Source organism: Microcoleus sp. PH2017_05_CCC_O_A, assembly GCF_020738785.1.
Classification (GTDB): Bacteria; Cyanobacteriota; Cyanobacteriia; order Cyanobacteriales; family Microcoleaceae; genus Microcoleus.
The window spans coordinates 60,517-85,680 of the sequence record NZ_JAEQCB010000001.1 but is presented as its reverse complement, the minus strand read 5'-3'; the positions used below and the strand labels follow the sequence as shown (position 1 = coordinate 85,680).

The window sequence follows — 25,164 nt, the reverse complement described above, 5'->3', positions numbered from 1 at the left end:
TGGTAAGAAAGAGCCTAGCCTTCTCTAAAAAATTAGAAAATCATATTGCTGCAATTTGGCGGTTTGTGCATCATTACAATGCTAATTTACAACTCTAAACACCTACTTTCTTTGAATTCAGTTTAATTCTCTTGATCCTTTCCTTCAGGGCACTACCAAAAGTCGTACTATATAGCTAATTCCACCCCGCCCCAATTTTTGAGCCTCTACTGCTGCAGACCTTCTTTTATCTTTCTCTGATAAAGAGTTATAAAACTTCTTCATTTCTGACTCAATTGAACTAGAATAAAACATGGGTTTCAAGGTAAAATAGTTTAGAAATACAAAAAAAGTTGCAATTTGAACTCGATTTTGGTCAAATAATGAACCTATCCCTATTTTAAATTATATCTGACGATTCGTCAAGTTATTAATTTTTCATTCCTTAGCTGGTAAAATATTTATCAGAAATCACCTTAATACCCGGATTTTAGTACCTCTGTAATTTCAGATTATTTTAAGAAATTCATCAATAAAATTGCTAGTAGTGTAGTCATTTATATGTTTCTTCCGTATTTAGTATGCTAAATTTTTAGAAAAATGCCAAAAAACCAAATCTCGTATTTCAAAGTTTTAAAAATTCCTAAAGCCGAATCCACTGCGTTTTTACAGTTTTAACTTATTACTCCCTCAACTATTCCGTTATAGCAATCCTAAATGATTTGCTTGCGCCATATGCGAGAAAGATGCTCACACTACAAGGATTCTAGTCTCGATCAATTTGCGACTGATTTAGGACTGCTATATCCCTCTTCTGTTACTCTCACTCTTATGATAATCTGAAATCCTTGCAGGGAAAGAGTTTAACAAAAAGCAATGATTATGTTTATCATAGTAGAAAATAAAGCTACAAACCCCATCCCAATAAGAGTTTTAAACATTGCTTTTGATTTCTGTTTTCGGAGAGTGACAAAAGAGTGATATTTGTTCTTTATTCAAAATATCATACTACCTCTGCAAACCACCTTTTAATAATGTTTAGGCTCTTTTTATAGTACGGTTATGCTTTTTTTAACCATCGGAACTACTTTTCTTTTCTGCTTGTGGCAATTTTACTATTCTTGGGGGTGGTGAAAAAGCACGGTGATAGACCGTGCAAAGTATAGCTATTAGGGATTAGCCAGAGAGAGGAGTATTGTCACTGCCAGCAGAGGATTTGGCAGCGATCGCCCTCAACGGCAAGAGTTGCTACCATATCTAAACCGGGGATTAACTCAATCAGAGACCATCGGGAAACTTCTTGTGGATTTTCAAGAAAGTTTAACAGTGCTGCTGGTTCTCCCGGCGCGATCGCGACATCAAATCCATTCAAAGGAATTGAAAGACCTTTACCTACCGCTTTGATGTAGGCTTCTTTGCGAGTCCAGCAAGTAAAAAAAGCTCTCAGTTGTTGATGTTCGGGGAGGGAGCGCAATACGGCGTTTTCAAAAGCCGAAAAAAAACTTTCGGCTATCTGCTGGTAGGGAAAATCTTTACGAATGTGTTCAATATCAATGCCAACTTCTCGATTTTGAGCCACAGCAATGAGAGCAATTCCGTGAGAGTGAGACAAATTGAAGTAAAGTTTATCTTCGGAGCCTGCGGTAACTAAAGATGGTTTTCCGTAGGGGTTGTAGCTAAACCGCAGTTCGTTAGGATTTCTATTGAGATAGCAACCCAAAATTTTCCGGAGAATACCACGAGCTGCGATAAAATGCGCTCTGTCTTTCTGAAAGTAAAAACGCTCTGCTCTTTTAAGTTCGTCAGTAGAGAGAGTCTCCTGCAAGCTTTGTAGGCAAGATGCTCTCATCTCCAGATCAACGCGCCAAACATGAACTTCATCCCTATTAAGTATTAGGTCTTTCGGGGGTATTTTCCACTCAATTATATTAGTATTTATCATTAATTATAAGCCGTGAAAAATTATAAACTTTGGTGCAATTTTTGACAAGTAGCTTGAAGCAAAAGCAAGTGATATCTCTTCAAAAAAAAGTGATGGTATGGAAACATTTGCGGCGAACAAAAAGCGATTGTATGTGTGTTCCAAGCTTCAATAATATCGGGACTCGTTTCGCGGTCTTGCAAACCACCAATTACAGTAATCAGACATTCTAATGGCGCTTCGTTAGTATAAACATAGACTTCATCAATTGCTAAATCTGCCCGCACAAAAGGAATCAGTAGTTGCATCATTTCGTAATTTTATATAACTTCTTTAGGAGTACCGTTGAGACGATGCAATTCATGCAACAATTCCGGTTCTTACAGAGCTTGCATTGGCTATGGATCGGGAATGTGAGCAGGGCGAACGCATCTAAACTTTATGTTAACATAATCTGGTATATTGGAGAAGAATTATTGAGTACCTACAAAATATTTAATTAGAGTTTACCCTGTATCAGACTCAAGCCTAAAATCACCATTTCCGACCATTTTTCCGACTTAGAAGATCAAGCGAGTTGAGCGGACGAGACATCATCAATTAATTGATATTATCACCCTTTCAATTTGTGCCGTGATTTGCGGCGCTGACACATGGGTGGATATCGAAAGTTATGGGCGAGCCAAATACGAATGGTTAAAGAAATTTTTAGAATTGCCGAATGGCATACCGACCCACGACACAATTGCGCGAGTATTTTCTCGCCTCAACAGGCGAGCAATTTCAGAAATGTTTTTTGAGTTGGGTTCAATCTATTAGCTACTTAAAGGAGAGGAGAAGTAATCGCACTTGATGGCAAAACTCTTCGCCATTCTTACGATCGGGGAGGAGATAAAAAAGCAATTCATATGGTCAGTGCTTGGGCAACCAGTCAAAGATTAGTTTTAGGACAAGTTAAAGTTGATAAAAAATCCAATGAGATCACAGCTATTCCGGCTTTACTCAAAGTATTAAAATTAAACGGAAGGATTGTCACGATTGATGCATGGGCTGTCAGAAGTCAATTTTCAAGTCAATAGTAGAACAAGGAGGAGATTACGTAATCACCTTAAAAAAGAACCAACCATCCCTGTATGCCAGAGTAGAAGAGTTATTTAAACAAGCACTTAGGCAAGGATTTTCGGGATTTACACATACAGCTTATTCAACCAAGAAAGAGAGTAATCACGGGCGCTCAGAAATCCGACATCACGTAATGTTAAGTGACATCAAGGAGCTGATTGACCCAGACAATCAATGGGAGAAACTTCATAGTATAGGTATGATAGAATCCGTGAGAATAGTGAAGGGAAAAACAACTATTGAAACTCGTTATTACATTAGTGGTTCACCAAATAATGCTCTCTCATTTTGGTGAATCAGTCCGCAGCCATTGGGGAATAAAAACTCGTTTACATTCGGTATTAGATGTGGGTTTTCGTGAAGATGATTGTCGGATCAGAAAAGATCATGCTCCGCAAAATTTTGCTATTCAAAAGAGACATCTCGCTCAATCTTTTGAATCAACAAAAAACCTCAAAAAGTAAAGCAAAAAATAAGCGACTTCGAGCATGGTGGGATGATGACTATTTTACTAAAATCCTCGCTGTTGCAGTTAACTAAATTCTCTTGACCTAACTCATTACTGACTATTATACAACTTGTAAACAGTAGTTGTAATATTTTTATTGTCTCAAAATGAGCAGCGAGCGTAAAAACCACCATTAATCAGTTACTGTTTTCTATAAAAAGTCATTACAAAGCGTGTCTGTAGCTTCTAAGAATGGTGAATTTATCTCAAAATATACTCACCACCGATGAACAGCGTTCAATAAGATGCGTTCCCCCTGCCTGACGCGCCGGTTGTGCTGCTTTCTCAGCTCAATCGCGGGGTATAAACTCGCACGAACAAGCGTCCGAGTTTATCGGATTTGCGTGGCTCTGGTGGAATTGAACAGGATGCAGATGTTGTGCTTGGAGTTTACAGGGACGATTATTACAATCCTGATTCTCCTGATAGGGGAACGGCTGAAATTATTGGATTGAAAGGACGGAATAGCGGAACGGGAATGGTTAAGTTGCTGTTTGATGCTGAATGCTGTCGGTTTCGGAATATCTATAAACTCCGGTAATATTGAAGGACAGGAAAATATTGAACTCTGTCGCCTCACTTCAAAAGCCCGATCGCCTTGACAAGCTGTTCTGGCTGTACCTCCAAATAACGCTGGAGACTTGACAAATTTTTGTGTCCCGAAATCTCCATAATCACCCGCAGAGGCACCCCCGCATTGCTCAAGTTCGTGAGTGCTGTCCGCCTCATGGAATGTGTGGAAGCTCCCTCAATTCTTACCCGCTTGCAAGCTTCTTTAAAAATCAAATCTGCAAAAGAGCGCGTCAAAGGCTTCGTACCCTCTCGCCCCGGAAACAAAAAACCTACATCTGGATTGTAAGCCTTTAAATACTTACCCAGCATAGGATGAAGCGGCAGCGTTCGCGTTGCTGATTTCCCCTTTGTCGTCGCTTTCCGCAACGTGACTGACCCCCCAACAATGTCGTGAGTTGTTAAAGCTAACGCCTCTGAAATCCGGCAGGCGCAGTAAAAAGTTACAGCAAACAAAAGCCTGTCTCTTGCTGTAATAAAACCCCGGTCAAACAGTCGGTCAATTTCTGCGGGCGTCAAAATCTTAGCGCGCCCATTCCCTTGAACCTTCACGGCGCAGCCCTCAAAGGGTAAGTTCTTTCATTATTGGACGAAAGGTCGTTTACGTCAAGTAGGCTAACTGGCTTCTATTCTTTGATGGCAAACAAAGTCAGGCTCAATTGCTTTCTGGACAATCGGAGGCGCTTGTTGCAACTTACTTTGCCCTTATTGCTATTCAACTGACTCGAATTTTCGGGAAAGTTGATAATCGGCAAAGTAGCGATCGCGTCGATGAGGTCTCTGAAGATAACAGGTTCAAGGGCTGTCATAACACCGCGCCACCAAGAAAATTATTAGTAACTAATCTAATTATACTATTGTTTGATTCTACCTGCAACCTTTTTTGCTGGCTGGTTATATTCTGAAGAACAAGTCATCAATATTCTCCAATAGTTCTTCTACTTCCCGGTGTGGTTCGATTTGGAGACGTTTGTCGATCATCGCACCTCGCTGACGAAAGCAACTACACCTTTACTATACAAGTCTGCTGCAACCGGACTTGACATCAACGCGATTGGGCGGTATCTCAAAAAACTGATAGCCTAGCCAGAGTTGGGCTTTGAGAATAGTTCGTCAAATATAGATTCCAATTGATTGATTTAAGGAAATATCGCGCTGCAATTTCTTTATCAAGAAATTGACCTAAAAACCTATCAAAACAAATCTGTTGCAGTCGATGCACAGTTGAGAACTCATGTCAATCTCAAAAGGAAAGCGAGATTTGATTTCGGGCCTGCCACTAAAACATTTGAAGGATATACCACCTTCAACTGAGTTGCCTGCAAGTTTTGCCAAAATTCATCCCCCGCGCTTTGAGTGCGGCTTTAGGGTGCGCTGGGCTGATGTTGGCGAAGAAGGTGACAGAGGAATGGTTATAGGCAAATTTTACAACTATGAACAGCGTCAGCGTTGTTGGATGTGGTGCTACATCATTTGCCTTACTCCTGATTCCAAGAGTGCAAAGTGGTGTCAGTTTGATACTGCCTGGGAGGATGATTTGGAGAAGTTTGAGGATGATAAAAAAGCAGCAGACTTTGACAGATAGAGAACGCAATTTGATTGCAGTTTACAGTGAATGCCAATTGCGAATGACACCGAGGCAGTTTTATGCAAAGTGGGGAGTGAGTTATGAGGAAATTGCTTTTATTTGTTCTCGTTCTGATTCTACAGTGCGGGGTTGGTTTAGAAAGGGGGAAAATCGCCGATTCCCTACTGCTGTCGATTTGCGTCATTTGGCTTTAATGGATTTTCTGCTGGAGCATTTTGAGGAAATTCCAGAGGGATTGGTGGCTTTCCTGTGTCCGCCTTGCGAAGAGAATAGCCTGGATTAATAGTAGCGGCGCGTATAACGGAAAGACTGTTTAGGGCAACGACTGTATGCGTTATCACAAGCATATACTGCTGACTTGTTCCAACAGTTTAGGTGGCTGCCATACACCAAGCTTTTTCAGCATCAAAAGATAATTTGAGCTTGTATTAGCACAAACCTTGTCAAATATCAATGTCACCGTGACCTGTCTTTGACAAGATTATTCAATTACTGTCTTGGCAAGCAATGAAACAAGAGCACAATCTGTTACTTTTACTGCTGAGGTACTAAAATGACCTACTCTGAAAAATTGCACCCGTGGTGTATCATTAGCCTGCTTCCTAATTGTCAGCGTGTTATTGTGGCACGATTTCGTAAGAGAAACGATGCAGACGATCATCTACGGGTTTTGCAGCGGTTAGTGAAAACCCGCACATTTGTGATTATTTTTGACATCCAACCAAAGCCTACTGTGCCTCAAGAATAACGGCGAATGCAGCGAAGGTTTGAAATCGAATTAATCAAGATACCTGCGTTAGTTGAATAAACCGACTTTCCAGCGATTTCTCCCAGCGACAGAACCTACTGATAGCTGGGAGAAGTTTTTATCAATTGAATGGTGTTAACTCAATAAATTGTCAGTAGCCGACTTTTTAAAGTGTACTAACTACAACTTGTTATCATAGTCTAGATTGACGCTCTAGAGCTATCGCATTTGTACGGATAGTTACAATTGTATGAGTAAATATACTCGGATTGATAGCTGTGCGATCGTAGATGTGGCTAATAGTAGTATAGCTTGCGAGCGCAACAGCTTCTCCCTCTAACAACAGCTAATTTATTTCCTGCAATTGGAGCAAGAATCCTTTGTTAAGGAGACCTCCAAATTAAAAGCTACCCCCTAGCGGGAGAAGTTAAGCGATAACCAAATTCTTGCCATTATGAATGCTAACAACTCTCTTATAACCCCCCACAACACTTTTCCTGAATCAGCCAGCCAGGAATCCCCTCAAGTTAAAGAAGTAGTTGCAGTAATTTTCCCTTTCCTTATTCCCGCACCTGCTGAAGAACATCCCTTCAGGTTAAATGATATCGTTAAAACTGGTAACCAATACGGTACTGTTACTTCTCTCAATCAAACTGAAAAACCTGTGACAATTACTTGGGACGCAAGTTCGGGCGAAGATTCATTTTCTTGGACTTATAACCTCGACGAAATCCGCGCCCTCACAATCTCTCTCGTTCCTCAGTTTATCCCTAAAAATACTGCGGGAGAACTTCCAGCTTGCACAACTATCGTACTCGCTAATTCCGAACAGATACAATTTAGTAACGCAACTCGTTTCAAAGTAGAATCGCTGAGCGAACACCACATTCTCATCTCTACTCTCGACCAATCTTATCTCTTTCCCATCAACTTGTTTCCCGGCTACCCGACAAGTTGTACTATAGATATTCCTGCACCCCAGCAATTAAAAGACGCCCGCTGTTTGTCTGTCAATGAACTCAGAATCAGAGCTAAGACGCATTTAGCTCTTGAAGTGCCCGATAATTTCTTAGAATTCGCTATGCCGCTCCAAAAACAGCAGTTGAAAGAAAAGCTGGTTCGACAATTGAGCGAAGAAAATTACGAACTTCTCGACTTTGACATAGCTTGGGAAGAAGCCTGGAAGCAGCAGTTAGAAAACCTAGGAAAAAAACAAGGATTCTACGGATTTAGAGAGGGAGATGGCATTTTACAGCACCGAGAAGGAGTTCAACGAATGGGGAGAGTCCAACACTTGAACCTTGAAGAGCCACGTCCATTTCACATCCAGTGGAACAGCGGAGAACTCCTAAGTTACAGCTTGAGAGAACTCAAAGGTTTGGGTATTGCCCGCATCGAATCTATTGTTAAATTATCGCCCAATGTGGCTTATCAAATTAGCGAAGACGGCTCCTACTTTACAGCTTGGATTGGGTTCCGTACTAAAGCGTTAGCTAAAGCGTGGCTAATACCTGTCAAAAAGCTAGTCGGCCACCTGAGCAACTTAATTGATTGCCAAATTTCGGAACTTCAACATACAGGTTCTAAATATGAGTATGCTGTAGAATGTCCCCGACATAAAACATTAAACAAGCGTTTAGAAGCTCTGGCCAAAGTTGCTGAACTTGATTTAGAAAGGGCGCCTTGAGGAAAAAGATAATGTAGAGAATTAGTACAATACTCGCTGCGGGCTTTAGTAAAGAGACGGCTGTAATAATTTCTTTTGATTGTCCAATTTTAACTCCTTACTATCTCAATTGGGGGGAGTCTCTAAAAAACTTTTTTTTAGTAAATCTAAATGAGGATCTTCAAACATCTGTAATTAGCCGGACTTTTCTTAAAATAAAAGTTAATACTGTCTCTTCCCTAGAAATAATATCTGCTGTTACTTCCATTCCGGTTTGTAGGGGATACTGTTCGCCTCCTTTCACAAGATAGGGTTTTTCGACTTCAATTGTTACCTGGTAGTAAGCAGCGGATTTGTCGGCGTTTGTAGGCCCGATATTGCTCCGCAAGGCTAACGCGATCGCATCGGGGGCAATTTCTCTGACAGCACCTTTGAGAGTGCCGTAATCGGGGTAGGGATAGGCAGAAATTCGCAGTTGTACTTTACCCCGCTGACAGTCTGCAACCTTCGGCTCTTGACAGACTTGCACTTTGCTGATGTCTTGGGTAGCAACGCGGGTGATGATGGCGATGGGGGCGCGTGAGGGGGCAATTTCGGCGATCGCATCTCCAGATCGCACCACCTGGCCGGGATTTCGCAACTCCAGCTTTAACACAGTACCATTTACCGTTGCTCGGATTGCAGTTTTGTTCAAATCTGCCTCAATTTGTCGGATTTGAGAGCGATCGCGCTCTAATTGCTTGTTAATTTCTACCCGCTGCTGAATTAGCGCTTCTCGTTCCCGATTAAGTGCTGCCAAGGTTGCTTCGCCAGTGGCTTTTTCGGCTGCGGTTCGCTGCTGGGCGATCGCCACTTCTGCATTGCTAGGGTTGAGAGCAGTTTTTGTGCGCTGCAACCGCGCTGCAACCGCTTCCATAACTTGCTGTTGCCGCAAAATCGTTTGTTTTTGCGCTTCAATGGCTCCTTTTTGCGCCGCCACCGCCTGTTGTTGCTGTTCTACCGCTAATTTCGCTTCCTCAAATTGATCCTGAGAAAGCGCCCCCGTTTCCGCGATCGGCTCATAGCGATCGCGCTTCGATACCGCTGCCTTTAAAGCCGCTTCCACCGATTTTAAATTTGCCTCCCCTGACTTTAAATCCGCTTGAAATCTTTGCAATTCCTTCTGTGCCGATCTCAAATTTGCCTCAGCTTCATCCACTTCCGCCACACTATTTCCCTGCCGATCTTCATGCTCTCGCTGACTGCGTTTCAATTCAGAAAAAGCCGAAGCAACTGTGCGATTTATGCGGTCAGCTTCCGCCATTTTTTGGCGCTCTAATGCCAGAATTTGAACATCAAATTGAGCAAATTGTCGCTGTAGTTGCTGAATATTTCCTTGCAACTGTTTTTTCTCATTTTGCAGTCGCAAATCCTCCAAAACAGCAATCACATCCCCCTTGTTTACCCTTTGATTTTCTTTAACTTTAATACTTCTTATCGTCCCCTCGCTTGATGCTTGTACAATTCGGATTTCTCCTGTTGGTCTAACTGTGGCAGGCGCTCTCACTGTCACATTATATTTTAGTGTGGCTGCCAAAACCAAAGCAATCCCCACAGCCGCTGCTTGGAACAATCCTCCTATAGCCATCCAAGGATTAATAGGCGGCAAAAATTCCTCGCTATAAACGGTAGGTAAAAAAGCTTCGTTTGAGTCGTTGAATTTCATTTAAATATGATTATTTTCTGAAAAGATGGCGTATTCTTCTTACAGGAACGATCCAGATAAGATATCGCGAATACTTTCTGGATCGACCTTTTATTCAGTACCAATTTTTGAGAATATCCTCATTTAACTAGCACAAAAAATTCCTGGTTATGCCAGCAGAGTTGAGCTTGTTTCTGCCGTACCAGACCAGTGATGCCAAGGCATACTGCACTGGTGACTGCCACAGGTACAGCCTCCAGAAACAGAAGACATATCTTCATCCGTCAGTTCGATCAAACCGGCTGGATTTTCTGGTAGTTGTGCCTTTTCTTCAGCACTTAAACTGTCCAGGTAATCTTCATCTTTCCAAGCGCGGATGATGTTTTCATTCAACATGGTGCACCACTCCTTATGGGTACAGTAATTTATAGGGAAAAACCCTATGAAATGACAATAACACAAATAATGATAATCGTTCTCAAAGTGTTATCAATATTTATCATTGGCAACCACTTAAATTATAACCAATTGTAATATTATTTTTTGTTAAGTTTGTAGGTTGGGTTAAGGAGTAAAACATAACTACTCTCTTCCCACTTCAAGAATACCTAATTAATCAACTATAGAGGTGCTGCGTAAGTCCTAAATGTATTAACTAATCAGGAACTCAAAAAGTCCAAGTGTCCCCCCGATTTAGAGAGTAAATTTACTATAATTCCTTGGATTTTTACCTGTCCATTTTCCATGAACACAATCCAGTTAGCTCGATTAATTACTTTAGGGCGATGACTGATTAAAATTGTTGTTTTGCCTTGGCGGTGAAACAGGAGTCCGTCGAGGACTTCCGCTTCAGTTATGGGGTCGAGATTAGCTGTAGATTCATCTAAAATTAAGATGGGTGGGTCAGTAACAATGCCTAAAGCAATCGCCAACCTTTGTCGCTGACCTCCCGAAAGATTTGCCCCTAATTCCCCTAAAATAGTTTGATATTTACTAGGAAGTTTACTGATAAATTCATCCGCCTTCGCAATTTGGCACGCCTTGACAATTTGCTCGAATCCAACATGAGGACTTCCCAATCTCAAATTATCAATAATTGGGCGAGTCCAAAAGTGCGACTCTTGCGGAATAATCACAATTTGTTCCCTAATACAATCAAGAGAAAGGTCTGGCAAATTGTAATCACCAATCCGAATATTGCCAGACTGGGGCTGATATAAACCAGCAATAATTTTTGCTAAGGTACTTTTCCCACAACCAGATTTACCAATTAAGGCAATAACTTGACCGCCAGGAATAGTTAGAGAAAAGTTTTCTAAGAGTTCATTTCGGCCCGAATGGTGAAAGTTGAGATTGCTGCAAGTGATGTCAGCATTGCTAGGAATTTTGACCGATGGCTTAGTATTTCTATCCTCAATCTCAGGAGTCGAATCAATGACTTCAACTACTCGGTCAATCGCCGACCGCGCGAAGGTTAGTTGATTGACAAAACCAATGGTATTGGCAATGAAAGTGAGAAAGTTTCTATTCATTGTACTCAAAGCTAACAACTGCCCAATACTCAATTGTTGACTAAAGACTAAATTGCTACCAAACCACAGCAAAGTTATCTCACCAGCTAAAGAGAAAAAGCCGGAAAAAGTGTTATTCAAAATTGCGACTTGATTCATATTAAAAGTAATATTTGCTTGTCTCCCGTATCGCACTTGAAATTCTTCCCAAAATTGAGGTGCAGCATTTTTAGCTTTCAGGACGATCGCACCTTTAAAAGTTTCCACTAGCAAAGCAGTATTTTCCGCAGCAACAATTAATAAACTGCTGACATTTTGTTTTAGTCTCGGTAGCAAGATCAGAGTTGAGAGAGTCATTAATAAGCCAATTACCAAAGCAACTGCCAGTAACTTCGGGCTGTAGGCTAACATTAAACTGAGGGAAATGCTAGCTACAAAAAATTGACTGGGAAGTAAGATAATTGCTTGAGAAATAATTTGATTAATTTGTTCAATATCTCGCAACCGACTGGCAATTTCACCGCTGCGGTGACATTCATAGTATGCCATTGGTAAACCTAAGATAGTTCGGCAAAATTCTAGGATCAAATCTAACTGTAATCGCTGGGAAAAGTGAGCAACTAAGTTTAATTGTACAAATTTTAAGCTGCTGTTAACTAAATTCATTATCAAGACAGCAATAACTACAGCATTGAGTAATTTATTGTCACCTCTAACTAGCACGTCATCGGTGAGAATTTGTAGTAGAAATGGAGAGGCGAGAGCAAGTAAAGCTGAGACGAGGTTGAGTAAAAGTGCTTCGGCGAGAATATGGCGATAATTCCAAACTCGCAGCAAGAACCGTTGAAGGGTGCTAACGCGATCGCGATCGTCAATTTGTGCTAAAAATTCTGGGTGCGGTTCCAGCAGTAACATTACACCATTTTTCCAGCTTTCTAGCAGTTCTTTTTTGGATAAATAGCGAATGCCAAAACCAGGATCGGCGATGACGTATTTGCCACCTTTGCGGCCGTATAAAATCACCCAGTGAGAGCCTTTCCAGTGAATAATACCTGGTAAAGTTACGACTTTTTGATCAATTAGTTCTAAGGAGGCTTTTACACCTCTGGCATTGAATCCAAGGGTTTTCGCGCCTTGTTTGAGATTGAGCAATGTGGTTCCTAAAGCGCCAGTACCAGAGACTTCGCGGGTTTTACTGAGGGTAAAAATTCTGCCGTAATATTTGGAAATTGCTGCTAGACAAGCTGCGCCACAATCTTCTTCACTGTGTTGTAATATAATTGGGTATTTCATTCAAAATTGCATCCTTTTCATTCTCTTCCTCTTATCTCTGCGTTCTCTGCGCCTTTGCGGTTCATTCTCTTTCCTCTTAATAAAAACTAAGGGTAGGCACGGGGGCACTACCCCTACTAGGAAATGGTGGTGCGATCGCCAGTACAGAAGGCACAATATCCGCCGCTGCTAATCGCAAAAATCCGTAGCCAATGCCAGCAATTCCTGTCATCAAACCTAAATTTTCTACTCGCTGCGGCACGTCGCAAATCCAACCGTATTGGCGAATGCTTTCGAGAACATTAGTCGCAATATGGTTGATATTTAAACCCAGGGAATTATCCAACATTTGCCGATCGCAATTCAGGAATTCCAGATTGCCGAGATCGCCGTTGCATAGAGAATGATTGTTACCAAAACCGCGCGCGATCGCAGTTTCCCGCGCTACCTCGATCTCAGCCAAAATTTCCCCATCCTGAAAATGCTGGAGTGAATGCAATCGCCCAAAACCGATACCGGGTGCGCCGTGACTCCATCCCAAGCTGAAAAATTCAGTACCTTCGCGCTCAAATCGCAAATCTGGCCAGTTTTTTGCCTTTTCTGAGAACAAACTGCGCTCGTAAGCGATCGCATCCACTGCCGCCGAGTGAAAACGTTCCTCACCTGTCAGCGTGGCCAACTCCAACAGCGCCCAAGCGATACCAGCCGCACCGTGAGAAAACCCTGTCAGGGGTTGACATCCGGGAATTGTCCGCCAACCGATTCCCTTTGTCATTTTTTCCGCTTTTTCTAAAAGGCGATCGCCACATTGAAGCGCAACCGTTTTTATGCGATCGCCCCCAACACAACTATACAAACTCACTAAAGCCCCAATGCACCCAGCAGCGCCGCCAATAATATCCAATTGCTCATCCTTGGAAATCAATTCTGGCAAGCGTTCCACCCATTCAACAGCCATGTATAACATCTCTGGCTGCTGCCACAAAGTACCCAAGTGAGTTAAAGTATAAATCAATCCCGCCCAGCCGTTAAAAGCGCCAATTGATGAAATCAGCCTGCCCTCATATTCGATTTGGTGCAATACCGATCGCATCCCCGCCTGGGCTAATTCCCGATAGCGATCCTGTTTTGTCACCGCATTCAAATAAGCCAGAAACAACGCTACACCTGGAATCCCATCCCACAAATCCCACCCTAAAGGGCTAACCGCCCAGTGGCGAGTACCCGTAAAAACTGGCCCAATCCAGCCAGCAAAATCGCGATATTGCTCCGTAACGCTGACGCGATCGCGCACTGCTAAAAACTCCAATCTATCGCCGATCGCACTTGCTGCTTGCAGATAGGCCAACTCAGCCGCGCCCTCATCCGCGATCGCCTTCACCTTTGGCATCGCGTAACTAAGTGAATTCCCCGGTTTTACCACCATTCCTAACGTTGTGAGAGAAGTGCGAACAAACCATAGCTGACGCTCTAAATCCTCTTCATTCATGGCTTGTAGCCGTTGCTGCACCAACTCCAGCCCCGACTCGTCAAAAAAATCGCGAAAGCAATCGCCATTACTCGCCCACAGGTGGCGCGAGTTGGGGTACGTTGTGAGCTTAGGTATATCACCTTGCCACAAAGCCTCTTTCTCAGCCGTGATAACGCGCTCTAGGTATGGCAGCGCGGGGACTTCTACCCAAAGTTTATCAAAGATGCGATCGCGATCGAGAGCATCCCGCAACAGATTTGGGTGAAAGCTTTCTTGCAGCAACAGCCCGTAACTCCGGGTTTCCCGTAGGAAAACGCGCACTTCGTCTGTCGCAAAGCGATTTAAAAAATTGCTGAATTCCTCTCTATGTTTAACGATTAGCCGATAAGTATCTGTAAATCCAGTTGCGATCGCCTCGGAATATTCCAACGCATTCACCAACTCCCCCTGCAAGCGCGGTTGATTTTGATTTTCTCGCCAAGCGCTCGCTTGCCGAGAAACCTTTGCTTCATCAGTGTTTGAGGCTTTTAAACCGATGGTGCGCCCCATGCCCAACCGTTCGGGATTACCACCGATCGCACTAACATCCACCGCATCTTTTGCGATCGCCTGGGGTTGTGGCAGCAAACCCACGCGCAGTACCGATTTCCCCATTTCTCGACGGGCGGGGAGAACTGAATTTGGCGAATTTGGGGCAACTGGATGGGGGTGAAACAGCGATTCTAAGTCAATTAACACGGGGTGTTCCCCGGCTGCGATCAGGTTTTCGGCGTGGAAGTCAGTACCTTGGATGGCGTGCAGTAGCGCCAGCAACCCGCCGAGGCGCTGGTAAAAGCGTTCAACGGCGGCGGGAGTTTCGCAACTGCTAGTATGGGCGAATTCTACCCATCCGTAACTGTCGCGATCGAGGATTTGCAAAGTGCGAAACTGTAGTAACTCACTTTTGGTATTAAACCATGTGAGAAGTTCTTGGAAGCGATCGTCTACGGCGAGGGGTTTCGGCTTGTAGGCGATTTGCCAACCTGAGCTAAATGTGGCGATCGCGACGCTGCGGCCCCCATTGTGAGCGTCGCCAGCACCCGCTTTGACTTGTGCTAGAACTCCTAGCTCGATTTTGGGGGAAAAGTGAGAGATAATTGTTTCCCAGTCATTACAGAGGCGCTGGAGGAATTCTAAACTAATAGCGACCCAGCTATTTATACAAATGACCAATTGCTGTGCTAATACTGGGTATTCTTGCAGGAGCGCGATCGCACTTTCCGGTTCTTGTAACCGCTGCAAGAAGCTCTGAAAGCGCTGTTGAGGGGTTTCGCCTGTCAGCAAGCCTTGCAATCGTGCGGCGTTGAGTTCTAGTGCCATTGTTGGGTTCAGCATCCAAAACAGGCGATCGGGCAAAAATGCTAACAAAATTGATTCGATGGTAGTGCGATCAAAGGGTAGAGACGATCCTTTTTTCTCCTCTACTAAAGCAGCAATTTCTTGGCGCAAGCGGTTTTTACCTTGAGCAAGCAGGGGCGCGATCGCGATCGTAAAACCTTCTGCCTCCGTGCGATCGCCCATCGCAAACGCCGACTTCAGTGTTTCCAACCAACCCAAAGGCTTTCCGTGTCGCTTGGCCAGCGCCGAGGCTGGTTCTCCCAACAGATACCGAAATTCTGCCTCAGTAATTCCCTCTAAAGCCAGCTTCTTATCAAAAAAAGTATCTTTTGTCAAGGGGTATTGCGATCGCCACCGCCGCCATCGGCGATCGGCTAATTCCCCATCAAACTCATCTTTGCAGCCAGCGCCCAAAGACGCAATCCGATCGCTCAGGGCGATCGCCCGATACCAACTCTCGCCTTGAAATGCTTGTCTATCCATCGCCTCCACACCCTGAATCCTTGAAAGCCCAACTGTCCCGCCATTCATGGCAGAGCCTTGATTTCGGGCAAAATTAGCGATCGTGCTTGACTTAGTTCCGCGACTATGATAATCATTATCACTGTGGTTGTCAAGGCGATCGGTCAAAATCTCAAGCCTAAAAGCTAACAGATAAGAGGGTAAACATAGTTTTACATCATGTCTTTTGACTAGCTTAACAACCCAGTACAAATATTATACAAACCTTGAATTGATCGGGGTATGTGAGGAGTCTCCATGTTAAAAATTTTGTCAAATGCTTTGCTATTTAGCCCCGTAACCGTCTGTGCTTTTCTAGCAGTTTGTGGGAGTGCGATCGCCAGCGAAGCCGCAGATTTAACCCAAACTGCACCAAGTCAAAACCAAGAAAAAATCGCCGAAACCACCGCAGCAGCAACGTCCGAAAATCAGATCGAAGCAACAAGTATTACCTCCACAAACTTGTTGTCCAATCCTAGCAGCGAATCGCTGAAAAATGTTGGCACAGCAGAAAAAATAGAACCCTTGCCAGCTCAACAAAACAACCCTAGCATTCAGGAAAAAATAGCCACTACAGAGATCGATCGAACATCAGAAAACTCAACAGCAACTGAAGCCTTACCAGCCCAACAAATAGCAGATTCAACAGCAGAAATCCCCGCAGAAAATCCCTCCGTAATTGCCGATCCACTAGAACAGCCCAGCGCCAGTTCAGAATCAATCGATCAAGTTACATCCGTATCCCAACTATCCGATGTAAAGCCCACAGACTGGGCATTTCAAGCCTTACAATCATTAGTAGAACGCTACGGCTGCATCGCAGGATATCCCGACGGCACCTATCGCGGAAATCGCGCCATGACTCGTTACGAATTCGCCGCTGGATTAAACGCTTGTCTCGACCAAGTTACCAAATTAATTAGCAGTTCAACAGCTAATTTAGCCACCAAAGAAGACTTAGCAACCATCCAAAAGTTGCAAGAAGAATTCGCTGCCGAACTTGCAACCTTGCGGGGCAGAGTCGATGCTTTAGAAGCTCGAACTTCCGAACTCGAAGCCAACCAATTTTCTACCACTACAAAATTGAGTGGCGAAGTAGTTTTTGCCCTGACAGACGTATTAGCTGGCGATAACGTTAGAACCCGCCTTCCCTTATCACCTCTCAACCCAATTACCGGAGCACGGCGAGAACAATCTAGAGAATTTACTACAGACGAGCAAAATACAGTCTTTGCCAACCGCGTCCGTCTGAATTTCCTGACAAGTTTTACCGGGAAAGATATGTTAAAAATCCGCCTTACAGCCGGAAATTCAGCGCACCCAGGCCGGCGAGCTCCTGATAATATCCGAGGCTTTGAATATGGCCCAAACCCAGTTACAGCATATCAATCCGGTGGCAATCAAGCCGAACTAGCCAGAACCTATGAAGGTCAACAAACTTTTCAAGACATCAGCACATTATCTGCTAATAATACCTTTGGATTAACAGCCTTGCATTACGAGTTTCCCATTAGTTCTCGCTTGCAAGCTGTCATCATGGCAAAAGACGGCGAACACATGGATTATGTACCTACAACATTCAGTCTTTTTGAAGACGGAAATGGCGGTACTCGTTCTCTATCTATACTCGGTCAACGCAACCCAATTTATAGCATTGGTGGATTAGGCGCGGGCGCGGGCTTTAATTACAGATTCAGCGACAAATTAAATCTCAGTGTTGGATATTTAGCCGGAACTGCGGAAAATCCAACTCAAGGAAATGGCTTATTCAATGGTAGATATTCGGCTCTCGCTCAGCTAACATTCAACCCCAGCCGCAACCTATCCTTGGGTTTAATTTACAACAACAACTATCAGGTAGGCTCGCCGTTATTTAATAACGATGTGGGGACAACTCTTGCCAATAGTCCAATTTTCTTAACCGATAAATATGCCACCAATTCTTATGGTTTATCAGCCTTGTGGCGAGTTAATCGCGGATTTGGGATCGGCGGTTGGTTTAGCTATACCGATGTCAAAAGTTTTGGCGGAACATTAGCTCCCGGTACGCCCTTTCAGACTCGTTTCAGCAGCAGCAGTGCTGATATTTTCAGCTACGGTGTTACCTTAGCTTTTCCTGACCTTGGAAAGCAAGGAAATTTAGGAGGAATTGTAATTGGTGTACCTCCCCATTTGACGAGTGCCAAAACTCCTTCTCCTTTTGATCAACCTCAAAGTGTACCGGGGAATCGAGCGGGTTATGATACTAAGGATTTAGTCAGGCGAATTCCCGATCGCGCTACTCCTTTTCACATTGAAACTTTCTACGTTTATCGCCTTACGGATAATATCTTACTCACTCCTGGTTTGATTTGGTTAACGGCTCCCAATCAAACGAATAAGAATCCTGATGTTGTGATTGGAACGCTGAGGGCTACATTCCTTTTTTAAATGGGTCAGAAACCCGGTTTCTTTATCTGGCATCAGAAACCGGGTTTCTTCCTAAATATCTCGTTCAAAATCCAATTTTATCCAGAAACCCGGTTTCTTTACGTTTATGCAGTCATTTCTACCCATTGCTGTATTCTTAGGCCCGTCTCTCAGAATTGATGAAGCTAAAAAAATTCTGGACGCAAACTATTACCCTCCAGTTCGTAAGGGAGATATTTATCGAATTCTACCATCGGGTGTAGAAACTATTATTTTAATTGATGGAGTTTTTCACCAGAAAAGACCTGTTTGGCAACGCGAAATTTGCGCTGCAATTAATGCTGGAATTAAGGTTTATGGCGCATCAGGTGTAGGAGCGTTGAGAGCAGCAGAATTGCAAGCATTTGGCATGAAGGGTTGCGGGAAAATTTTTGAATGGTATCGAGATGGAATTATTGATGGAGATGACGAAATTTGGCTAACTTATGGTGACGCATCTGATAACTTTCGCCCAATTTCAGAACCGCTAGTTAATATCCGTTATACTTTACTGAATGCTGTTAAAGATGGTTGCTTGGCAACGGAACAAGCAGAAGAGTTAGTTACGTTTGCTAAACAGTTATACTATCCCGATCGCTCCTACCAGCAGCTTCTCAAAAGTCCAGTTTTACAACAGCTCTCTCCCGTAGCTTTCGCAGATATAACAACTTACTTAATGACAAAGCAAGTTGATTTAAAAAAACTCGATGCTATCCAAGTGCTGAATTGCCAAACTGAGGTTTCCCAAAAACAATATATTGTCTCTAGTAAATTCAATAAATTAGAATTGCCAGTGCCAGAAATTCTCAGTAAAAGAGTTGAAATGACTGGCTTTATTCGCGGGGATAAAATTTGCACTGGCAGAGAACTTTTATTGGCAGTCAAACAGGATGTTAATTTGCTAAAAGAGATGCAAATCAATTTATCAAAACAATGTTTTATTCGGGAGTGGGCGCAGCAAAATAGCATCTTTTATCCAGAAAAAAAATTAGAGTCTGACATGGCTGATTGGGAAAAAGTGCATGGCATTGTTTGCGATCTAAAATGGTTGCAATCTAATGGCTTAACTTTGTGTAGCTACAGGGAATTGATACGCGAGCGCCTTGCAATTGATTGGATCGCGAACCAAGGGCCAGAATATTTTGGAATTAAGGTAAATTTAGAGCAATCTATTCAGGAAGAATTGCAAATTACCAACAGGAATTCATCCTGTATCTCTGAGGCTGAATTAACTGCGTTGCGGTACGAATTATCACAGCGCTATTTCATTTTAGAATGGGCAAAGCAAAATAGTATCTCTCCAGGCGAAACACTAAAAAGTTACTTGGCAAAAAAGGAACAAGAAAGTATTTTTGCTAATAGCTTGAACCTTAACTTTTACAGATTACTGTTAAAAGACATAGCATTTGAAGAGTGGATTGTTAAGCAAAGCCCAAACTATTTTGGAATTCCTTGGAGTTTTCCTAGCGCCTTGTGCAGAGAATTGCAAATTACTGGAAAAGCGGCAGATTTACTGAAAAATAAATAACTAGAAAAATATGAATGCACTTACTAAAGGTTATGCGATCGGCACTCACCGTTTAGTTTCACCGGAACAGACTTTAGCAAATATCCAGCCTTACTTAGCAGCAGCAGGCATTACTCGTTGTGCAGATATCACTGGTTTGGATCGAATTGGCATTCCTGTTTATTGTTCTATAAAGCCCGGTGGGCGCTTGGTACAAATCCATAACGGTAAGGGATTATATCCTATGGCGGCTAAAGTCTCAGCCTTAATGGAAGCAATAGAAATTTTCCATGCCGAAAACCCATACTGCGATTTCCATCGCGATAGTTTTAAGGGTATTTCTCAGAGCGATATCTCGGTAAGTTTACCTACTATTTTACCACTTTACTTGTCCCAAAATTTCTTTAGCAACGACTTGATAATCGACTGGATTAAAGCTGAAAATTTGCGGACAAATGAAAGTGTTTTGCTATCGGCAAGTGCTGTTTATCTGTTGTGTTCGCCATCGCTATACAACTTTTCCTCAAATGGTCTTGCTAGCGGCAATCACATTATGGAAGCAACGCTACATGGACTTTATGAGTTAATTGAAAGAGATGCGATCGCCCGCGTCAGCATTAATGGCAAAATAGATTTAAAAGACTGTGAAATAATCGACCTCACTACAGTAGATGACGAGTCGATAGGCGAACTGATTAATAAGATTAAAGTAGCTAATTTTAAACTAATCTTAATCCGGCTAAAAAGTTGTATTTCTATCCATACTTTTTGGGCAATTATCCTTGATAAAAATCCATTAATTCCTTCGATTATGGTGAATTTTGGTTACGGAACACACCTAAGTATTTCTGTAGCTGCGGCACGGGCAATTACTGAGGCGGCTCAATCTCGATTGACATTTATTTATGGTGTTAGTGAAGAATTAGCAGAGCCACTTCCTCCCGATCGTAGCCAGACTTATTATAAAATTTATGCTTATTTCGATCGTTTAGAAGGAACAGTGCCTTGGCAGAATTTCAGCAGTTTAGCTGGCAATAATTTAAGCGAAGATTACGATCGGGTTTTGCGATGTCTTTGGGAAGCTGGATATGAAAATATATTCCGAGTCGATCTGGCGCGCTCGACATTTAATATTCCAGTGGTTAAAGTTATAGTGCCGGAGTTACGATATAACCCTTCGATAACTGGGTAAATGAAAACTTGTCCATTTTTAATTTACTTTAAAAAATCTAAATAATAATATCCTCAACTTTCAAATATGCTCGACATTGTTGCTAGCATTCCTTTATAAAAATTTGCTAAGCTTACTGAGATAAAGAGCTTTTGTGCAGGACTTTAACAAAAAATTATATCTAATATCTTGTGCGACTCAATTCAACTAAAATTTAAAAACAAAAATCAAGGTTAAAACAGCAATATAAGCCGAATTAAAAATATTTATCACAATATATATATTTGTTTTTTAAAATAAATATTATTAACTAATAAAACTTAAAAAGCTAACGCTTAATCAGAGGTTGATAAAATTAGTAATGGACGCTAACTAATGATTCAAGCCTTACTAGAACAACCCCAGAAACTTACACAATGTGCCTTCACACTCAAACCGCAACAGCAGCAAGCCCTCGACAAATTGAGAACCTTTCTAACCACTACCGAGTCATTCTTCTTGCTGTGCGGCTACGCAGGAACTGGAAAATCCACAATCGTCTTTCAAATTATCAAAGAACTCTTGAGTCAAAGCAAACGCATTGCCCTTACAGCACCTACTAACAAAGCAGTCGGCATCCTCAGAAAAATGGCAGCGTCTCAAGGCATTTTCGGAGTAGATTTTATGACGATACACCAACTTTTAGGATTGGGCATGGTCAGAAAAGAACAAGAAAAAGCTTTGTCACAGACAAGTTCCAGCAGCCTTCACCTCTACGATATCATCTTCCTCGACGAATGTTCGATGGTTGGAAGCGAATTGTGGAAATGGATAGAACGCAATTTTGAACGCACGTTCTTCAATCACCGCAAGCTAATTTTAATGGGCGACCCCGCTCAACTCAATCCTGTAGGAGAAAAGAAGTCGCCTGCTTTTAGCATTACCAATAAAGCTGTACTGACCCAAGTTGTCAGGCAAGCAGGGGAAAGCCCTGTACTCGATTTCATAACAGAATGCCGCTCTTTTGTCAATAGCAGAGCCGACATATTTTTGCCGCATTCCAAATACAAAAAAGGAGACAAGTCAAACGGTGCATTCAAAGTCAAATCAGAAACGCTGCTGCAATATGCAGTCACAACGATCGATCGGGAATTTAGTCAAAATCCCGATCGCTTCAGAATTCTGTGCTGGACTAACAAACGAGTCAGATACTACAATCAGCTTATCAGAAAGCAAGTCTACGGTCAAGCTGCACCCAGATTTGTACCAGGAGAAAGGCTAATTACCAAAAAACCCGTCATGGCACCCGATGGGAAAACCGTAATTTTGCCGACTTCAACGGAATTCATCGTCAAGGAAGTTGAGATTAACCAGCACTGCGGCTATCGAGTTTGGCTGTTAAAAATTGTGACTGATGACGGTTTATTTCGGCAAATCTTTGTCCTGCACGAGTCTGAAAATAAGCGCTACCAGGCTGAACTTAAAGAAAAGCTCAACAGCGCTAAACGCAATGGATTTCTTTGGAGGAAATACTATTGGTTCAAAGATGACTTGTTTGCTGAAATTGACAATTGCTTTGCTTTGACAATTCACAATTCGCAAGGCAGCACTTTTGATGAAGTTGGCATTGACGGAAGCGACCTTTTCAGCAGATTGTTAATCGGCAAAGATTTGAGCAGTCAACAGAAACTTAAAGAGTACCATCGACTTTATTATGTCGGTGCAAGTCGCTGCCGATATCGGATATTATTTGTTGCCCCCAATGACTCGTACTCAAGCAATAAAATTCTCAAGTACAATGTAAACTTCTCAACCAAGAGGTAAAGTATTCAACCAATAGGTAAAGTCCTCAAGTAACAGGCACAGACTTTTGTGAAAAACAGTCAGTAATGCTCAACTTTCAGAAATTGTTTCCATCGGGACTTACGCTGCATTCCTTCTATTTTTACACTTTTGTAGTAGTAACGTAACGTGTGCCATCAGCGCTCTACAAGTAGAGTCTGTGCGTAAGTCCTATTTATAAAATAAGAAGAAAGAGAAACGGAAAGGCAAGGGGAAGCAGAAGGTAAAGATGAATAAAACACTTTAGTTGTGGGTTGATAGCAACGCTCAAAAAATCAATAAGCTGTTCGACATCTAAATTGCAATTTTTGTGCGGGCTTTCTGGCCCACCCACAAGAACTTTATCAACTTTTGACTGTGCAGTTTAAATGCAGAACAGCTTATTTGTATCGATACGCACCGATTTTGATACAAAATGTCCATGTTTCAATCCTATGCTTTTAAGCGTGGGTTCCTTCCCATTTTCTTTCCCATTCTTTTTCCTCTAGCAATCCTAAATCGGTTGTGAACACATCGGGCTTCACCAATCCAGAGTAGGTTGGTATTAGTTCAGATGTAACTTATAAATTTTTGTGAATCATTTAGGATTGCTATATTCTCTTTCCCATTATCCTTCCCATTATCCTTCCCATTATCCTTTCCCTTATCTTTCCCCTTTCTCACTCCCTTTCTCAGGCACCATAACAAGTGCTGCTACCGCAGCGGCCAATCGCACCCCTGACACCAGACTAATTATGGCCAAATCTCGACTGACAGGAACACCCCATAAAGAGGAAGTATTGGAGAGAGCAGTTAAGAAAAAATGCTCGACTGCAACAACCAATAAGTCTGCAAAAACTGTGAAGAAATCAGTCAAACCAACAACTGAAACTTCCTCGGTTTGCGAACCCTCAACAATCTCTCCACAAGAAGTAGAAGCCTTGCAAACTTGCACGAGTTTTGCAGAACTTCCAGCCGTCGATGTTCCTTCTCTAGAAACTTTGTCAAATGAGGCAATATTGCCTTCTTCTTCCCCTCTCCCATCACCTATTGAAGTTGCCTGCGATTCAAGAGGATTCAACGATTACGTGCAAGCTCTGAAAGGCATCATTCCCAGCAATAGCAGCCATCCCATTTTGTCCAATATTTTGATTGAAGCTGATGCAGAAACTCAACATTTGCATCTGACTGCTTACAACTTAGAATTTGGAATGCAAGTGAGCTTTGATGCCAATGTCAATCAATCTGGAAAGCTTACCCTCCCCGCACCCATACTTGCTGACATTATGGGAAAATTTCCTAACGGCAGCCTCACCTTAAAGAGTTCTTCTGAAATTATTAAAGGAAGCGACGTTCCATCAGTCAGTGCCACTCTGAGTGCGTCAAAAAGCAAGCACGCCATTCGCGGGCTAGCTGCGGACGAATTTCCGGCTATCCCCAGCGTTCAACAGAAACTTGTAACGCTTCCTGCTAGCGTGTTAATTTCTGTCCTCAAAGCTAGCTTATTTGCTGTCAGTTCTGAGGAAAACAAACGCATTTTAACGGGAGGAAATTTTCAACTCAGTCACGACGCAGACAGAGGACTCGATAAACTGAGAGTTTGGACGACAGATGGGCATCGGGTAGCAATGGTTTTAGGATTGAACGAAAGCAGCAATTCCCACCTTTTGAGCAGTCAAATAATTAATTTTACTGTCCCTGCTAAGGTACTCCGGTTATTGGAGCGTTCTTTGAATTCTGCTGACAAAGTTACGATTTACTATGAAGGTTTGCCAGATCAACCTAGTAATTTTGTCGCATTCGAGTGGAATAATTGGCGACTGACAGCGAAGTTGCTAGAAGGGCAATATCCGGTTTGCGACCAAATTATCGCTCCCTACCGCCCTGAATTTAGCCATCAAGTAGTGGTTGAGAGGCTGAGCTTTTTAAAAGCCTTAGAGAGGTTAGCTTCTCACAGCGACAAGTCTCACCTAACAGCTATTTTAGAATTCGATTTAGATGCCCAACAAGTGCGAGCATCACTCAACAATACTCTCAGTTCAGGAACTGAAACAGTTGATGCTAAATTCTGGGGCTGTGAGTTTTGTCTCAAGTGCGACATCCGCTATTTGATTGATACAGCCAAAGCGATTTCCAGCTCAGATTTGCGGGTGTTAATGGCAAGTCCTACCGCTCCTCTACTGATTGCACCGTTTGGAACGCCTGCGTCAGGTACAGAGGCTTTAGAGTGCGAATATATTGTCGCTCCGCAAGAATAGTCGTGCATGTGGGAGTGGCATCTAAATTTGATGCCCTCTCCTGCAAAAATTCGGACCCTATT

Annotated in this window: 19 protein-coding genes and 3 pseudogenes; 14 read left to right on the top strand and 8 right to left on the bottom strand. The window is 42.6% G+C overall.

Annotated elements, in window-relative coordinates; all coding sequences use genetic code 11:
• Nucleotides 1–98: pseudogene (locus JGK20_RS00380) on the top strand (IS1 family transposase); the annotation flags it as partial.
• Nucleotides 99–1,177: 1,079 nt separating this feature from the next.
• Here the strand turns inward: JGK20_RS00380 and JGK20_RS00375 are convergent.
• Both JGK20_RS00375 and JGK20_RS00370 read right to left on the bottom strand, forming a co-directional pair.
• The gene (locus JGK20_RS00375) at nucleotides 1,178–1,828 is read right to left on the bottom strand and encodes a 4'-phosphopantetheinyl transferase superfamily protein (RefSeq protein ID WP_293228732.1); all 651 of its coding nucleotides are present in this window, start codon (nucleotides 1,826–1,828) and stop codon (nucleotides 1,178–1,180) included.
• A 113-nt stretch (nucleotides 1,829–1,941) separates the two neighbouring features.
• Nucleotides 1,942–2,211, bottom strand: coding sequence for a hypothetical protein (locus JGK20_RS00370; RefSeq protein ID WP_293228729.1), 270 nt, complete (start codon nucleotides 2,209–2,211; stop codon nucleotides 1,942–1,944).
• Nucleotides 2,212–2,533: 322 nt separating this feature from the next.
• Here JGK20_RS00370 and JGK20_RS34405 point away from each other — a divergent pair, with 322 nt between their 5' ends.
• The 4 genes and pseudogenes from JGK20_RS34405 to JGK20_RS00360 all read left to right on the top strand — a co-directional run.
• Nucleotides 2,534–2,719 (top strand): transposase family protein, encoded by a 186-nt coding sequence (locus JGK20_RS34405; protein WP_366038325.1) that lies wholly within the window; start codon nucleotides 2,534–2,536, stop codon nucleotides 2,717–2,719.
• Between the two features lie 23 nt (nucleotides 2,720–2,742).
• A pseudogene (locus tag JGK20_RS34400) lies at nucleotides 2,743–3,317 on the top strand (ISAs1 family transposase).
• Nucleotides 3,262–3,486, top strand: coding sequence for a hypothetical protein (locus JGK20_RS34395; RefSeq protein WP_366038328.1), 225 nt, complete (start codon nucleotides 3,262–3,264; stop codon nucleotides 3,484–3,486). Before JGK20_RS34400 ends, JGK20_RS34395 begins: the two are co-directional and overlap by 56 nt.
• Nucleotides 3,487–3,852: 366 nt before the next feature.
• A pseudogene (locus tag JGK20_RS00360) lies at nucleotides 3,853–4,071 on the top strand (DnaB-like helicase C-terminal domain-containing protein); the annotation flags it as partial.
• 35 nt (nucleotides 4,072–4,106) lie between these two features.
• Here the strand turns inward: JGK20_RS00360 and JGK20_RS00355 are convergent.
• Both JGK20_RS00355 and JGK20_RS00350 read right to left on the bottom strand, forming a co-directional pair.
• Nucleotides 4,107–4,652: a site-specific integrase gene (locus JGK20_RS00355; protein ID WP_293228726.1), complete on the bottom strand. Its 546-nt coding sequence runs from the start codon at nucleotides 4,650–4,652 to the stop codon at nucleotides 4,107–4,109.
• A 74-nt stretch (nucleotides 4,653–4,726) separates the two neighbouring features.
• On the bottom strand, nucleotides 4,727–4,909 hold the full coding sequence (locus JGK20_RS00350; protein ID WP_293228723.1) for a hypothetical protein: 183 nt from the start codon (nucleotides 4,907–4,909) through the stop codon (nucleotides 4,727–4,729).
• Nucleotides 4,910–5,334: 425 nt separating this feature from the next.
• On the opposite strand from JGK20_RS00350, the gene JGK20_RS00345 reads away from it, so the two are divergent.
• From JGK20_RS00345 to JGK20_RS00330, 4 genes are all read left to right on the top strand, one after another.
• Complete coding sequence (locus JGK20_RS00345) at nucleotides 5,335–5,685, top strand: hypothetical protein (protein WP_293228720.1); 351 nt, start codon at nucleotides 5,335–5,337, stop codon at nucleotides 5,683–5,685.
• The gene (locus tag JGK20_RS00340) at nucleotides 5,654–5,971 is read left to right on the top strand and encodes a helix-turn-helix domain-containing protein (protein ID WP_228056889.1); all 318 of its coding nucleotides are present in this window, start codon (nucleotides 5,654–5,656) and stop codon (nucleotides 5,969–5,971) included. Before JGK20_RS00345 ends, JGK20_RS00340 begins: the two co-directional genes overlap by 32 nt.
• Before the next feature lie 270 nt (nucleotides 5,972–6,241).
• Nucleotides 6,242–6,436 carry a hypothetical protein gene (locus tag JGK20_RS00335; protein WP_293228717.1) on the top strand — a complete coding sequence of 65 codons (195 nt, stop codon included), beginning with the start codon at nucleotides 6,242–6,244 and terminating at the stop codon, nucleotides 6,434–6,436.
• Nucleotides 6,437–6,890: 454 nt separating this feature from the next.
• Nucleotides 6,891–8,123, top strand: coding sequence for a hypothetical protein (locus tag JGK20_RS00330; RefSeq protein WP_293228715.1), 1,233 nt, complete (start codon nucleotides 6,891–6,893; stop codon nucleotides 8,121–8,123).
• Nucleotides 8,124–8,283: 160 nt separating this feature from the next.
• On the opposite strand, the gene JGK20_RS00325 is transcribed toward JGK20_RS00330, so the two are convergent.
• From JGK20_RS00325 to JGK20_RS00310, 4 genes are all read right to left on the bottom strand, one after another.
• Nucleotides 8,284–9,807, bottom strand: a complete 1,524-nt coding sequence (locus tag JGK20_RS00325; protein WP_293228713.1) for a biotin/lipoyl-binding protein — start codon at nucleotides 9,805–9,807, stop codon at nucleotides 8,284–8,286.
• A gap of 147 nt (nucleotides 9,808–9,954) precedes the next feature.
• Entirely contained in the window at nucleotides 9,955–10,182 is a 228-nt protein-coding gene (locus JGK20_RS00320; RefSeq protein ID WP_293228709.1) for a mersacidin/lichenicidin family type 2 lantibiotic, read from the bottom strand.
• Between the two features lie 263 nt (nucleotides 10,183–10,445).
• Nucleotides 10,446–12,590, bottom strand: coding sequence for a peptidase domain-containing ABC transporter (locus JGK20_RS00315; RefSeq protein WP_293228706.1), 2,145 nt, complete (start codon nucleotides 12,588–12,590; stop codon nucleotides 10,446–10,448).
• A 76-nt stretch (nucleotides 12,591–12,666) separates the two neighbouring features.
• Entirely contained in the window at nucleotides 12,667–16,047 is a 3,381-nt protein-coding gene (locus JGK20_RS00310; RefSeq protein ID WP_293228703.1) for a type 2 lanthipeptide synthetase LanM family protein, read from the bottom strand.
• Nucleotides 16,048–16,176: 129 nt separating this feature from the next.
• On the opposite strand from JGK20_RS00310, the gene JGK20_RS00305 reads away from it, so the two are divergent.
• The 5 genes from JGK20_RS00305 (at nucleotide 16,177) to dnaN (ending at nucleotide 25,102) form a co-directional block, all read left to right on the top strand.
• Entirely contained in the window at nucleotides 16,177–18,348 is a 2,172-nt protein-coding gene (locus JGK20_RS00305; protein ID WP_293228701.1) for an iron uptake porin, read from the top strand.
• A 106-nt stretch (nucleotides 18,349–18,454) separates the two neighbouring features.
• Nucleotides 18,455–19,894 (top strand): TfuA-like protein, encoded by a 1,440-nt coding sequence (locus JGK20_RS00300; RefSeq protein ID WP_293228698.1) that lies wholly within the window; start codon nucleotides 18,455–18,457, stop codon nucleotides 19,892–19,894.
• A gap of 10 nt (nucleotides 19,895–19,904) precedes the next feature.
• Nucleotides 19,905–21,065: a YcaO-like family protein gene (locus JGK20_RS00295; protein ID WP_293228695.1), complete on the top strand. Its 1,161-nt coding sequence runs from the start codon at nucleotides 19,905–19,907 to the stop codon at nucleotides 21,063–21,065.
• Nucleotides 21,066–21,419: 354 nt separating this feature from the next.
• A complete protein-coding gene (locus JGK20_RS00290) occupies nucleotides 21,420–22,847 on the top strand; it encodes a DEAD/DEAH box helicase (RefSeq protein WP_293228693.1) in 1,428 nt (475 codons plus the stop codon).
• Nucleotides 22,848–23,599: 752 nt separating this feature from the next.
• Nucleotides 23,600–25,102: a DNA polymerase III subunit beta gene (gene dnaN, locus JGK20_RS00285; protein ID WP_293228691.1), complete on the top strand. Its 1,503-nt coding sequence runs from the start codon at nucleotides 23,600–23,602 to the stop codon at nucleotides 25,100–25,102.
• Nucleotides 25,103–25,164 lie beyond the last annotated feature (62 nt).

Excerpts from the sequence above, each read along its gene's own strand:
- JGK20_RS00375 (WP_293228732.1), bottom strand. The coding sequence starts at position 1,828 with ATGAGAGCATCTTGCCTACAAAGCTTGCAGGAGACTCTCTCTACTGAC.
- JGK20_RS00370 (WP_293228729.1), bottom strand. The coding sequence starts at position 2,211 with ATGATGCAACTACTGATTCCTTTTGTGCGGGCAGATTTAGCAATTGAT.
- JGK20_RS00350 (WP_293228723.1), bottom strand. The coding sequence starts at position 4,909 with ATGACAGCCCTTGAACCTGTTATCTTCAGAGACCTCATCGACGCGATC.
- JGK20_RS00345 (WP_293228720.1), top strand. The coding sequence starts at position 5,335 with ATGTCAATCTCAAAAGGAAAGCGAGATTTGATTTCGGGCCTGCCACTA.
- JGK20_RS00340 (WP_228056889.1), top strand. The coding sequence starts at position 5,654 with ATGATAAAAAAGCAGCAGACTTTGACAGATAGAGAACGCAATTTGATT.
- JGK20_RS00335 (WP_293228717.1), top strand. The coding sequence starts at position 6,242 with ATGACCTACTCTGAAAAATTGCACCCGTGGTGTATCATTAGCCTGCTT.
- JGK20_RS00330 (WP_293228715.1), top strand. The coding sequence starts at position 6,891 with ATGAATGCTAACAACTCTCTTATAACCCCCCACAACACTTTTCCTGAA.
- JGK20_RS00325 (WP_293228713.1), bottom strand. The coding sequence starts at position 9,807 with ATGAAATTCAACGACTCAAACGAAGCTTTTTTACCTACCGTTTATAGC.
- JGK20_RS00320 (WP_293228709.1), bottom strand. The coding sequence starts at position 10,182 with ATGTTGAATGAAAACATCATCCGCGCTTGGAAAGATGAAGATTACCTG.
- JGK20_RS00315 (WP_293228706.1), bottom strand. The coding sequence starts at position 12,590 with ATGAAATACCCAATTATATTACAACACAGTGAAGAAGATTGTGGCGCA.
- JGK20_RS00305 (WP_293228701.1), top strand. The coding sequence starts at position 16,177 with ATGTTAAAAATTTTGTCAAATGCTTTGCTATTTAGCCCCGTAACCGTC.
- JGK20_RS00300 (WP_293228698.1), top strand. The coding sequence starts at position 18,455 with ATGCAGTCATTTCTACCCATTGCTGTATTCTTAGGCCCGTCTCTCAGA.
- JGK20_RS00295 (WP_293228695.1), top strand. The coding sequence starts at position 19,905 with ATGAATGCACTTACTAAAGGTTATGCGATCGGCACTCACCGTTTAGTT.
- JGK20_RS00290 (WP_293228693.1), top strand. The coding sequence starts at position 21,420 with ATGATTCAAGCCTTACTAGAACAACCCCAGAAACTTACACAATGTGCC.
- dnaN (WP_293228691.1), top strand. The coding sequence starts at position 23,600 with ATGGCCAAATCTCGACTGACAGGAACACCCCATAAAGAGGAAGTATTG.